This window comes from Synechococcus sp. JA-3-3Ab (assembly GCF_000013205.1).
Classification (GTDB): domain Bacteria; phylum Cyanobacteriota; class Cyanobacteriia; order Thermostichales; family Thermostichaceae; genus Thermostichus.
The window spans coordinates 2,589,620-2,602,090 of sequence record NC_007775.1 but is presented as its reverse complement, the minus strand read 5'-3'; the positions used below and the strand labels follow the sequence as shown (position 1 = coordinate 2,602,090).

At 59.8% G+C, this 12,471-nt stretch carries 11 protein-coding genes and 1 pseudogene; 5 read left to right on the top strand and 7 right to left on the bottom strand.

The annotated features are described in order from the left end of the window. Window positions 1-18 precede the first annotated feature (18 nt). From CYA_RS12080 to CYA_RS14240, 4 genes are all read right to left on the bottom strand, one after another. A complete protein-coding gene (locus CYA_RS12080; protein WP_228375346.1) occupies window positions 19-1,071 on the bottom strand; it encodes a sensor histidine kinase in 1,053 nt (350 codons plus the stop codon). A 79-nt stretch (window positions 1,072-1,150) separates the two neighbouring features. Then, the gene (locus tag CYA_RS12075; protein WP_011431366.1) at window positions 1,151-1,657 is read right to left on the bottom strand and encodes an SAM-dependent methyltransferase; all 507 of its coding nucleotides are present in this window, start codon (window positions 1,655-1,657) and stop codon (window positions 1,151-1,153) included. Window positions 1,658-1,914: 257 nt separating this feature from the next. Next, window positions 1,915-3,162 (bottom strand): RNA-guided endonuclease InsQ/TnpB family protein, encoded by a 1,248-nt coding sequence (locus CYA_RS12070; RefSeq protein WP_148203214.1) that lies wholly within the window; start codon window positions 3,160-3,162, stop codon window positions 1,915-1,917. Further along, complete coding sequence (locus CYA_RS14240; protein WP_011431364.1) at window positions 3,050-3,667, bottom strand: IS607 family transposase; 618 nt, start codon at window positions 3,665-3,667, stop codon at window positions 3,050-3,052. The genes CYA_RS12070 and CYA_RS14240 overlap by 113 nt, the downstream gene beginning before the upstream one ends. A gap of 78 nt (window positions 3,668-3,745) precedes the next feature. Here CYA_RS14240 and CYA_RS12065 point away from each other — a divergent pair, with 78 nt between their 5' ends. Then, window positions 3,746-4,387 (top strand): ABC transporter permease, encoded by a 642-nt coding sequence (locus CYA_RS12065; protein WP_011431363.1) that lies wholly within the window; start codon window positions 3,746-3,748, stop codon window positions 4,385-4,387. Window positions 4,388-4,394: 7 nt separating this feature from the next. After that, complete coding sequence (locus CYA_RS12060) at window positions 4,395-7,325, top strand: sensor histidine kinase (protein ID WP_011431362.1); 2,931 nt, start codon at window positions 4,395-4,397, stop codon at window positions 7,323-7,325. On the opposite strand, the gene rlmN is transcribed toward CYA_RS12060, so the two are convergent. Next, a complete protein-coding gene (gene rlmN, locus CYA_RS12055; RefSeq protein WP_011431361.1) occupies window positions 7,322-8,392 on the bottom strand; it encodes a 23S rRNA (adenine(2503)-C(2))-methyltransferase RlmN in 1,071 nt (356 codons plus the stop codon). The genes CYA_RS12060 and rlmN overlap by 4 nt on opposite strands. 467 nt (window positions 8,393-8,859) lie before the next feature. Between rlmN and CYA_RS12050 the strand changes: the two genes are divergently transcribed. After that, entirely contained in the window at window positions 8,860-9,456 is a 597-nt protein-coding gene (locus tag CYA_RS12050) for a chromophore lyase CpcT/CpeT (protein ID WP_011431360.1), read from the top strand. Between the two features lie 215 nt (window positions 9,457-9,671). Here CYA_RS12050 and CYA_RS14880 read toward each other — a convergent pair. Continuing rightward, window positions 9,672-9,803 (bottom strand): annotated as a pseudogene (locus CYA_RS14880) (IS200/IS605 family transposase); the annotation flags it as partial. A 364-nt stretch (window positions 9,804-10,167) separates the two neighbouring features. Beyond that, entirely contained in the window at window positions 10,168-10,338 is a 171-nt protein-coding gene (locus tag CYA_RS15120) for a hypothetical protein (RefSeq protein ID WP_011431359.1), read from the bottom strand. A gap of 122 nt (window positions 10,339-10,460) precedes the next feature. Here CYA_RS15120 and CYA_RS12045 point away from each other — a divergent pair, with 122 nt between their 5' ends. Together CYA_RS12045 and CYA_RS12040 are read left to right on the top strand one after the other, a co-directional pair. Further along, entirely contained in the window at window positions 10,461-11,438 is a 978-nt protein-coding gene (locus tag CYA_RS12045; protein ID WP_011431358.1) for a CobW family GTP-binding protein, read from the top strand. 28 nt (window positions 11,439-11,466) lie between these two features. Beyond that, a complete protein-coding gene (locus CYA_RS12040; protein WP_011431357.1) occupies window positions 11,467-12,327 on the top strand; it encodes a hypothetical protein in 861 nt (286 codons plus the stop codon). Window positions 12,328-12,471 lie beyond the last annotated feature (144 nt).

The window sequence follows — 12,471 nt, the reverse complement described above, 5'->3', positions numbered from 1 at the left end:
CCCTGGCGGGGTTGGGGATCAGGGCAGCACCAGCGCTAGGGTCGTGCCCTGGGATCCCGTCTCCACCAAACACAAGTCTCCTCCGTGGGCTTGCAGGATACGTTTGGCGATGTACAGCCCCAGACCTCCTGAGCCGGTCGGGTAGTGCTGGCCGGCGATGTGAATGGGTTGGGCGATGTAGGGCTGGGCCAGCTCTTCCAGGGGAGCCGGCAGGCCGGGCCCGTCATCCCGCACCTGGATCTGGCGAGGGCTGATGGTCAGCACCACCACCTGGCGGGCGTAGCGCAAGGCATTGTCCACCAGGTTCACCAGCGCCCGTTCCAGCTCGGCCTCATCGGCATTGGCCCACCCTTCTCCCTCCACTCGCAGGTCGATCCCCCGTTCTCGGGCCAGGGATCCCATGCGTTCGGCCACCCGTCGGGCCAGGGATCCCAGATCGCAAAGACGAGGATGTAGCTCGATCTCGCCCCGCTCTAGGCGGTGGGCCTCCACCATCCGCTGCACCAGGGACAGATTGCGTTGGTTCTCCTGCAAGATGCGATCCAGCAGGGCAAGCCGCTCTTCCGGCTGCAACTGCTGCTCCTGCTTGAGGGCACTTAGCAAATGCCCAAAGGCAATGAGAGGGGTTTTCAGGTCATGCACCAAGGTGGCGGTAAAGGCTTCCCGCCGCAATTGGTCAATCTGGATCTGGCGCAGCAGATGGGCAAAGGCCTGGCGCAGGATCAAAGCCTCTTGGGGATCCCCGGGGCGGAGCAGCAAATTCCAACGGGCCGGCTGGCTAATTAAGGTTTCCAGATGGCCCAGCTCGCGGGCCAGCAAGGTGAGGGGCCGCAAGATTAGGGAAGACAGGACATAGCCCACCACTGCCGATAGCCCTGCTAGCAAAGGGATCCACAGCAGCAGCAGGACAGATCCCTCGGGGCTGAGCTCTGTGCCGGGGAGGATCCACTGCACCGACAGGATGAAAACCAAGTTGGGGACAAAGGAAAGGCTGGCAATCACCAGCGCCACCTGAGTGCGCAGGCTGTGGGGGAAGCGGCGGCGCCAGAACTCAAGTAGACGGCGTCTCAAGGGGGAACGGGAGAGAGGGCTGAGTTGAATTAGGCCAGGAGCGAACAGGCAAGTCAAGAGGGCTGGCAAAAAGTGGGGGCTAAATCCGCCAGAGATAGATGGTGTAGGTGTTGATAACATCTGACACGGTGGTGGTGGCGGTGGGCGGCCAATCCCCCATATCGAAAGTGTGGGTGACCAGGCGGGCGCCAGGCCGGAGCTCGCTGCGCAGCTTGTCTCGAATCAGCAGGTGGGAGCGGGGCAGCAAATAACAGGTCACCACCGTCGCTGGCGAGAGATCCAGGGTGAGCAAGTCCTGCTGCCGAAAACTGACCCGATCCTGAACCTGAGCGGCTTGGGCCGCCTGCTGTGCCTCTAGGATGCGCTCTGGGTCGATATCCACCCCCAGGCCCCGCGTGCCGCAGCGCTGGGCTGCCCGGATAGGAATGCGGCCATCCCCACAGCCCAAGTCGTAGAGGAGATCGTCGCCCCGCACCTGCGCCAGATCCAGCATGGCGTCGATCACCAGGGGCAAGGTGCGCACGTAGGGAGCCAGGCTCTCCCTACCGGAGCGGTTCTGAATGGGTTTGAAACCACGAGGTGCCACGGTGGAGCCGGGAGAGAGCTTTTCCCCTATTTTAGGATCCCTTGGCTGCCGCCTCTTTTGCGGAGAGAGCAGAAAGCACGGTGGCAGGGATTGGGGTTCTCAATCTTAGATTTTGCGGTTCTGTTGTTATCGCGCAGTTGGCACCTTGAGGTGCTGGGGAGGCTCTTCCAGACCGCTATGGCTGGGAGCGCAGTTTTCCGTCCGTGCCGGAGTCTTGCTGAGGATTTTTGGGGTTTCCTAGCTGCAAACTGATACATTTACGCTGAACACTGCTGAGCATTACTGCTCAGCGGTGAAGCGATAGCATTCTGTCCGTTTCCGTTGTCACTACGCGACGCTGACGCGACCGCGCTACTCGGACGGAGTCCAAACAGAAAGGCGGTATCCCGCAAAGCCCTGAGCATAACACCCAGAGCGCCTTGCCAATCTCGTGGTAGCCTATGGTTGCACTTTGGGCATCGAAACACCTTTGCGCCACCCAACTTGGTGTGGATGTGCCCGCACTTGGTACAGGTTTTGCTGGTGTACGCTTCCGATACTTCCACGACAACCACGTTTTTCTTCTTGGCTTGAAACTTCAGGAGCTGCTTGAACCGGTAGTGCGCCCAGGTGAGCATCGCCCTTGCTGTCTTGCTACCAAACTTCCTCCCTGCCTTGGCAACCATCTTGGCTGACTCGAAAGTGGGGAGGAATATCAATCGGTAGTTATCCGTTAGGAACGCCGCTACCTTGCGATGGCACTCGTCCACCAAGTTCCTGATTCTCTCCCGCAGACGAAACGCCGCTTGCCGCATTCGCCTACGCTTGGGTCGCGGTGCTTTACTCAGCCTAGATTGCAGATCGTCTAGGTGGTAGCACAGCCGAACGATCCTGCCAAAGTCCCCCTTGGCGATATCTACAAAGCCCGCCCCATCAAACCCTGTAAGGAAGCTTCTTACTCCAGGATCAAGTGCGATCACCCCCTTTGCTAACGAACACTGCTCGTTCACGGGCTCAGGAAAGATGGCATACCATCTGTCTTTCACCCGCATTAGCTCAGTTCCACGTGCCCATTCTCTGGGCATCTCCTCGGATGCGCGGAACGCCAAACCTCGGGTGAGTTTCGGATACCACGTCCCATTGCGAAAGTTGCCGGCGTTGAATTGCAGCGTATGCGACCTGTCCCGCACACTGCGAAACCTCGCGTCTTTGCTTCGGCGAAACGCCAACCACGCCTCGACGACCGCGTTCTGCTTGATGTGGCAAGGGGCGTCCTTCACCCACCCGGGCAGGTCGGAGTGCAGGATGATGTCCCGCAGCTTTCTGGCCGTTTTTGGAGCACCATGCTGACGCTGATAGGCAATCGCTTGGTTGTAGCAGTACCGGCACGCCGCTTGCCACCGCTTCCAAACTTTAGCCAGCGCTGGCTCCGGATAAATCCGTATCTTTCTCGATTGCAGCCCGATATTTCCTGAGTCCGTAGAGCCGACTGCTGAAGCAGTGCAGGATGGTGAGGATATCCTCAACCAGTTCCTGCTGGGGAGAGAGGTGATCGTCATCGAGAACCAAGATTTCGCATCCGTATTGACGGCAGTACCACTCAACGAACTCAAATCCAAACCGGCAGAGTCGATCCCGGTGAGCGACCACAATTGTTCCGATATCTCCTGCACGAACTCGTTCCAATAAGGCAAGGAACTTTGGTCTTTTGAAGTTGAGACCGCCGCCAATCTCTCCGACCACTTCGGCTCCAGGATAGAGGTTAACCAGTCTTGCAATCTGTCTCTCCAAGTCTGGTTTCTGCCCTCGACTGCTGACTCGGGCGTACAAAACGACTCGTTTGGCTTTCTTTGGCGTTCTGTTCGCGTCAGCGGGCCGGAGGCCAATGTAGCTGTCGAGGTCATACCTTCTTGCCCTACCAGATGGAGTACGTATTGCTTTGATCCAGCCTTTCTGTTCCCATCGCCTCAAGGTGTGGAGACACACCCCAAAATAATCCGCCGCTTCTCTCGGTTTTACATACCTAGCCATACCAAGCAGCCATACTGAACATATTGTACATTATTTTCAGTATAGTCCAGCATATCATTGACTAAAGTCATGCTCTCGATGAGCCTCCTGGCCCGCTCCTTGGACTATGCTCAAAGCAACAGCGACCTGCTACTTCAAGCTTTCCTCCAACACCTGCAACTGGTGGCGGTGCCGCTGGGGATCGCGTTGCTGGTGGGTCTGCCGCTGGGTTTTGGCAGCTCCCGCTCGCAGGTGGTTTCTCTGGTGGTGATCAATGCTTTTAGCAGCTTGCGGGTGATCCCCAGCTTGGCGATTTTGTTTTTGGCCATTCCCTACTTTGGCCTTGGCTTCCGCTCGGCGGCCATTGCCCTGACGATCTTGGCCTTGCCCCCCATTTTAATCAGCACCGACGTGGCCTTCCGCAGCCTGGATCCGGCCCTACGCGAAGCCGCCTTGGGCATGGGCATGACCCCTGCCCAGGTGCTGCGCTATGTGGAGATCCCTTTGGCGTTGCCGGTAATCTTGGCCGGCGTTAAAACCGCTACTATTGAGGTGGTTGCCAGCGCCACGTTGGCGGCCTTTATCGGGGCGGGCGGGCTGGGCAGCTTTATCACGCTGGGGTTTGCCCTCTACGACACCGCCATCCTGCTGGTGGGGGCGATCCCGGTGGCGCTGTTGGCCATGGGTGCCGAAGTTGTCCTCGGCGCTGTGCAGCGAGCGCTAGAACCTCCTCAAGCCTAGGGATCCCATGCTATTTTCCTCGATTGCTTCCCGGATGCGCTTGCCCTCCCTGGCTTCTCGGTCGATCCCTTTGCAGGTGGCGCTGCTGTTGCCGCTGCTGTTGGCGGTGGCCGGGGGGGCGGGCGGGGTGAGCTACCTCTCCTGGCGAGCCGGGCGGCAGATGGCGCTGCAGTTGGCCGAGCACCTGAAGCGTGAGGTTAACCACCGAGCCGAGGAGAACCTACACCGGTATCTGCAGGCCCCCCTGCAGGTCAATGCCCTCACTGAGGGAGCGGTGCGCTGGGGGCTGTTGCCCAATCTGGCCGCTCCTCAGCCTCCCGATCTGGAAGTCTTGGAAGCGTATTTTGCCCGCCAGTTGCAGCAGTTTCCCGAGCTGAGCTATGTCGGCTTTGTCTCTGAGCAGGGGGGGTTTATCACGGCCCGCCGCCACGCCGATGGCTCGATCTGGACTTACCACACGCCGGGCCTGAAGCCGGGATCCGTCCAAGGCCGCCAACGGGATCCGGAAAGCGGGGATCCCACCGGCTTGACGCGGCAATTGGGCTTTGTGGATCTGCGGCGGCTGTCTTGGTTTCCCGCAGTCCTGCAACAGGAAGGGGCCCGCCGTACCTGGGTGGTGAGCAACTTTTTTGTCGAGTCTCCCCATCAAAGGCCGGAGCGGCTGGTCCTGAGGGCGCTGCCCTTGGCGGATGGGGAGGGCGGGGTTTACGGCAGCCTGGTGGCTGCTCTCTCGGCTCAGCAACTGCAGGCTTTTCTGGAAGATCTGCAGGTCAGCTTGGGGTATCCGGGGGTGAGCTGGTTGCTGGATGAAGAGGGCCAGGTGGTGGCCGGCACGGAGGAGCTCTCCCCCCACCCGCTGCTGCTGGCTGTGCAAGCGCAGGTGGGATCCTGGGAGACGGCGGCCTCGCAAGATCTGCTGCGCCTTAGGGTGGACAGGATCCGTTATCTGGCACAGGTGACGGCCATTCAGGATGAAGGGGGGCTGAGTTTCTATTTCGTACAGGGGATCCCGGAGGAGATCCTTCTCGCCCCTGTCTATCGCAGCACTCAGCAGGCGGCCCTCTTGGGCGGGGGGCTGCTGCTGGGCTTTCTGGGAGCTGGGATCCTCCTCAGTGAAGCCCTCTCTCGCCCGCTGCGCCGCCTGACCCAAATAGCGGAGCAATTTGTGCAAACTGGGATCCCGGCCTGGCCCCCTGTGGATCCCGGCCCCATCTGGGAGGTGCAGACCCTGGCCAAGGCTTGGCAACAGGCGGCGGCCAGCCAACAGGCGCTGTTGGATCGCCTCTGGCAACAGCAGCAGCAGTACCGCGCTGTGGTGGAGCAGCAGACGGAGCTGATCTGTCGCTCTTTGCCCGATAGCCGCATTACCTATGTCAACCCTGCCTACCTGCGCTTTTTTGGTTGTTCGGCAGAAGAAACAATAGGCAGGCGCTGGGTGGACTCTCTGCCGCCGCAAGAACGGGAGGCGGTGCTGCAGTCTCTTGCGGCTCTTACGCCTGAACGTCCTTTCTACCGCAGCGAGCGGGAGTACCCCGGCGAAAGTGGCCAGTCCCGCTGGGTGAGCTGGGTGGATCAGGGCATTTTCGACAGCCAAGGCCAATTGGTGGAGATCCTGGCGGTGGGGCGGGAGATCACCGAGCAAAAGCGGGCCCAACAGCAGCTAGAAGCCCTCAACCGCGAGCTGGAAGCGCAAGTGGCGCTGCGCACCGCTAAGCTGCAGCAGGCTTTGTGCTTTGAGGCGGTGCTGCGCTCCCTCAGCGGCCAGATGGTGGCCAGCCTCAACGAGGGGGAGATCCTGGAAGAGGTGGTCAAGAGCCTGGCCGAAGCCCTCCACCTAAGCGGCTGCCACATTCTCTTGACCGGCGCCGGGGGGTCAGGCTGGATCCCGGCTTGCTCGTTTCCGGAGGAGGCGGATCCCGTCTATCTCAACGACCCTGAGCTGGTGCACCTGCTGCACTCCCATGCTTTTCTCGAGCAGCCCTGGGAAGTCCACCGCTGTTGTCAAAAGGAAAAAGGCGGGCACTGGGTGCAGCTTTTGGCCTGCTCCCTTTGGGACAAGCAAGAGCGGCTGGGGGTGTTGCTGGTGGAGCGACAGCAGGAGTTTTCGGAAGCCGAAAGGCAACTGGCCTACCAGGTGGCCAACTTGTGTGCTCTGGCCCTGCGGCAGGCCCGTCTGTATGAGGCGGCCCAGGCCCAGGTGAAGGAATTGGAGCGGCTCAACCTGCTCAAGGACGATTTTTTGAGCACCGTCTCCCACGAGCTGCGCACCCCCATGGCCAATGTGCGCATGGCCCTGCAAATGTTGCAAATAGCCCACAATAACTCCGAGAAACAGCAGCACTATTTCGCCATTGCCCTCAAGGAGTGTAACCGACAAATTGAGCTGATCAACGACCTGCTGGACATGCAGCGGCTGGCAGCCGAGAAGTATCTGCTCCAGCCGGAAGAGATCTTCCTGCCGCGCTATTTGCGGGATCTGGTGGCGGCAGCTCAGCCCCTGGCACAGAGCAAACAGCAAAACCTGCAACTGCACCTGGAAGAGGGGATCCCACCCCTTGAGGCGGATCCCACGGCTCTGGGCCGCATTTTGCGCGAGCTGCTGCACAATGCCATCAAGTACACCGCCCCCGAGGGATCCATCCACCTGCGGGTGGCCCAGGAAGGAGAAGGGATCCTCTTCGTCTGCAGCAACAGCAGCGAGATCCCAGAGGCGGAGCTGCCCCGCATCTTTGAGAAGTTCTACCGCATCCCGCAGTCGGATCGCTGGAAGCACGGCGGCACCGGCCTGGGGCTGTCCCTGGTCAAGCAACTGGTGGAGCACATGGGGGGCCGGATCTCCGTCAGCAGCCTGGAAGGATGGACCCATTTCCGCGTTTGGCTCCCTTCTGCCCCGCCGGCAGCAACTGCAAAAAGCCTTGAACCTGCGGGCGCCGCCTAGGAACGGCCAGGGGCCGGCTCAGGGGAAGCGCGCAAAAAGGATCCCCGCAACTGGCCACAGGCAGCGTTGCTATCCAGACCGCGGGTTTGGCGCACGCTGACCTGCACGTGGTGTTCTTCAAGCAGGCGGACGAACTCCGCCACCCGCGTCGGGTGGGGGCGCTGATAGTCGGCCTCGGCAATGGGGTTGTATGGGATTAGGTTGACGTGCAGGCGTGCCCCCGCCTGGCTGGCCTGGCGCAGCAGGTGGGCCAATTGACGGGCATGGATGGGCAGGTCGTTGACCCCGGCCAGCAGCGTATACTCAAAGCTAATCCGCCGCCCGCTGCAGAGCATGTAGTCGCGGCAATCTTGAATAAGGGCGTCCAGGGGGTAGTGGGCTGCGGAAGGGATCAACTGCTGCCGCAGCTCCTGGTTGGGGGCGTGCAGGCTGACGGCTAGGGTAATTTGCAGATCCTGCTGGGCCAGCCAGGGGATTTGGCGGGGCACGCCCACGGTGGAGAGGGTGATGTGCCGCTGGCCGATGCCGATATCTTGGTTCAGGCTGCGGATGGCCTGCACCACCGTGTCGCGGTTGAGCAGGGGCTCGCCCATGCCCATGAAGACCACATGGCTGACGCGGCGGCCAAAGTCCTCCTGCACCGTTAACACCTGATCCAGAATTTCGTGCAGCTTGAGGTTGCGCCGGTAGCCCATCTTGCCGGTGGCGCAGAAGTTGCAGGCCATGGGGCAGCCCACCTGGGAGGAGACGCAGACGGTCAGCCGCCTGGCGGTCGGGATCCCCACCGTCTCGATCAACTCCCCATCCGCCAACTGCAGCAAAAACTTGACCGTGCCATCGCGGGATTCTATCCGCTGCACCACCTGGGAGCGCCCCACGGGATACTCTTGCAGCGCCTCGCGCCAGGCCTTGGGAAAGACCGTCACCTCCTGCAGGGAGCGGATCCCTTTGTGGTAGAGCCAGGTGTGCAGTTGTTGGCCGCGGTAGGCCGGCTGCCCTTGCTCAACCGCCCAGTCTTTCAAGGCAGCTAGGGATTGCCCAAGCAGGGGAAGGGGTGGGGCAGACATAGCGCCGTTCGCAAATCCATTGAAAGGCAAATCGGATCCCAAGCGGAGGGGATCGAGCTTCTCTACTCTAGCCTGTCGGCCAAACTGGATCCCTAGAGCTGGTTTTGGCAAGCGGGCCTGCCGTCCCGGATAATAGGCTTGCACGCTTACGCTTCTGGGGGTGCGGGGGTGGATAAGCCCCGCCCTGTACCCCCCTATATCCGACTGGGGGGCAGTCAGGGTCGGGATACAGCCACCCCCGCAAAAAATATCGTAAAATCAGATTGGCTGTACAAAACGGCGTTGCCGGAATCTGGTACAGCCCTGCGATAGGGCATTCCGTGGCTGCTTGCAGAGGGTTCTTGCAATAGCTCCCCGTTCGCGCTAGCGGAACGGAGTCCTTCGAAGCGAGAAGCCTGCTCTCTACCCGTTCGCGTCAGCGGCGCAGAGCGCTTTAGGGTGAGAGACGGGAGTATGTCACTTGCGCTATGTCGGTTTCGCCGCAACTGGCCCAACTGGCCACCTGGATGGCCGGACATTTCAACAATCTGCACCAGGCTATAGCCGAGCCGGTCTGGTTCGCCAACATTCACGTCTACCAATGCCCTCTGCCGTGGTCGGTGTTTCAGGGGATAGGGTTTTACGTGGAGCAACTGTACGATATCTACCCCGACCAGCCCTACCGGCAGCGGGTCATCCACCTTTTCGAGACGCCAGACGGGATCCGCATTCAAAACTACGCCCTGGGATCCCCGGAGGCCTACAAATGTGCTGGCCGAGATCTGGGAAAACTGGCCAGCCTAGCGGCGGCAGAGCTGGAGCTTTTGCCCGGCTGCGCGGTTCAGGTGGAATGGACGGGATCCTGCTACCGGGGCCGCAGCGTACCCGGCAAGGGCTGTATCGTCGAGCGCAAGGGCAGAACCACCTACCTCTATAGCGAGTTTGAAATCGGGGCCGACTACTTCCACAGCCTGGATCAGGGGCGCGATCCCGAAACAGATCAGGTGGTCTGGGGATCCCTTTCCGGGCCCTTTCGGTTTGTTAAAAAACAGGATTTTTCCTGCTACTTGCCCCGCTGGAGCTAGCTCCCCATCCAAACCCAGAAGGCCAGGATCCCATCCAGAGCAAGAGCAACAGGGCAAACCCCCAGCAGCCTGTCCATCCAAGGCTGGACATAGGGCCGCTGACCAGGTAGTACACAAAAGGATAGCTTGGTAGCCCCGCACTTGAGTGCGGGGCGGAAAAGCCCGCTAGCCACTTTAGTCGCTTACCCATGATGGGGGTCGTTGATATAGTTTCATAGCTCAAACAACCTCTTCCTGACTTCTCCCACCAAGACCTCTTTCTTTCTCTTTGGCCAAAAAATAAGATAAACAACCGCTAGCCCCACACCATGGTTGTAGTGATTGTACCGTTGACTTTCCTCTCGCACTATCGCTTATTTAGGTTGGAACAAAGAACAAAAACAAGAATGCGGTTTTAACCAAAACTTTGTTTTCGTCCCAACAGGTCGGTTCAAGGAGCGTATCGTGCAATTATGTCAGCATTATGGCATGGAGTTTATTGAGGTAGAGGAGGCGTACAGCTCGCAGGCAAGCTTCCTAGATGGAGATGAGCTACCTAGTTATGGTGAAAAACCCGACGGGTGGAGACCCTCTGGGCTGAGGCAAATGCTGCCGCCAACCTGCTTAAGAAAGTCAGCAGAACCTTGGGGCTTTGCGTTAAGGAACTGTCTAGAGGCGCTTTGACAACGCCGTTGCGGGTTCTTTTGTGGACTGCGTAAGAATCCCCCGCCTTTAGACGGTGGGAGTGTCAACAGGCCCCCCTGGCTGGTGGAGCGAGGTCAAGGCGCTCGACATCGGCCCAGCGGATCTGCCGGCGCAGCCCACCCAGACGGGGTAGGTGGATTGCATGCCCACCTCGTCCACCCGAACCTGCTGGCTTAGGGATCCCAGCAGCGCCGCCATTCAGTCCAGATCCTGGAAAACTGGCCCTGGAGCTAAGCTAGTAGAGCCTCCAGAGAACCTGAGAAAAGGGTTTGTTGGCCGCTTGTCGATTGAGTCTTGAGTGATTGATATGTAATGAATGTATGAAAGCTCAGCTTCCGGTTACAATTTTGACGGGCTTTTTGGGCAGTGGTAAAACCACCCTGCTCAAGCGCATCTTGCAGGAGGAACACGGGCTGCGCATCGGGGTTATCCTCAACGAGTTTGGCGAGATCTCCATCGATGGCGAACTGGTCAACATGCCCCAAGGAGGGCTGATGCAGCTCAGCAACGGCTGTCTCTGCTGCACGGTGCGGGAGGATCTCGAACGGGCGGCTCGCGAGCTGCTTCAGCATGCCCAGGCGTTGGACTACCTGGTGGTGGAGACCAGCGGCGTGGCGGATCCCAGGCAGGTGGCCGAGCTGTTTGTACAGAGAACCTTCCACGAGGAGCTGCGCCTGGATGGGATGGTGACCCTGGTAGATGGGGCCGAGTACTGGCGCAACTTCCAGCGGTCCCAAACTACCGCCCACCAGATCAGCAGCGCCGACATCTTGCTCCTGAACAAGGTAGATTTGATCACCCCAGCCGAACAAGAGAAGATCCTGTTAGATCTGCGTCGCTACAACCCCGACGCTCCCTGTCTGCCCACCACCCACGCCCAGGTGCCCCTGGCCCGCATTTTGGATGTGCACGCCTTTCGCCCAGAGCTGTGGGATCCCAAGCTCTCCGCTGCCGAGGCTGAAGGTCACGCTCACCCCAGTCACCATCTGGAAGAAGACGGGATCCAATCTCTGAGCTTTCAACTGCAGCAACCGCTGGATCTGGCGGCCTTCCGCGATTGGCTGCAGGATCTGCCGGAGACGATTTTTCGCGCCAAGGGGGTGCTGTGGGTTGCGGACGAGCCGCAGCGGGTTATCTTTCATCAGGTGGGCCGACGACAGACCCTCTTCTTGGAGCGGGAGTGGGATCCCGATGAGCCGCGTTGGTCAAAAATTGTCTTCATCGGCAAGGAACTAGAGCGGGAAGCGCTGGCCGCCGGCCTCAACCGGCTGTGTCGGGCAACCGCCGCCTGCCCATGAGTCCAAGTTTTGGGATGGGATAACCGCGATGGCCCGCAGCAAACTTTCAGAACAAGAACAACAGCAAATTGTTAGCACCTACCGCGGCTCGGCAGCCACTGCCGCCGAATTGGCCGAGCAATTTCGGGTAAGCGTTACCACCATCACCCGTGTCCTCAAGGAAAACATCGCTGCCGACGAGTACCAGCGGCTGATCCAGCTCAAACGCTCAGCAGCTCGCCGCAAAGACACGGGCGAGGAACCCACCCTTCCCCTGGACGGCATGGAGGGGCAACAGGTCTTGCCCCCACAGGGGGCTGCCGACGCCTCCGATCTCAGCGATGTCAGCGAAGGGGAGCGGATCCCTGAGGACAGGACGGCCACGGTGGCAGAACTGGCCCCCGAAGAATTGCCGGCCCAGCTCGTAGCCGAGCTTCAAGAAGACCTAGAAGACGACGAGGACAACGACCTGGAAGACGAAGAAGACGATGACGACGAAGAAGAGGATGCCGACGATTTTTTAGACGACGCGGCAGCGGTGCCCTCAGAAGATCCCTTGGCGGATCCCGTCCATCACATCCAAGTACTCCCCCTAGAGAAGCTCGACCTGCCTGAGACCTGTTATGTTGTGGTGGATCGCTACCAAGAGCTGACCACCCGCCCCCTCAAGGAATTTCTGGGGCTGGGATCCCTGCCCGTAGAGGGGATCGAAAACGCCAATACGCTGCCCATTTTCGACAACCACAAGGTGGCTCGGCGCTTTTCCGAGATGAGCCGTCGTGGCAGCAACACCTATCCGCCCTACCGGGTCATCCAATTTCCCGGATACATTCTGGAGATTGTACGCCCACAATTGCAGAAGAAAGGCATTACCCATCTGCTAATCGATGGACAAATTTACAGCCTGTGAGGTGTAGCCGCCGAATTCAACTACAGCTTGCTCTTTCGTCAGGAGATCCAGCGCACCGACGGAAACTCCACTGACAAAGGTTTTAGCTTATGGGACGATATAGGTTCTGGCCAAGCAGGCTGTAACTGCCCAGTTGTCTAAATT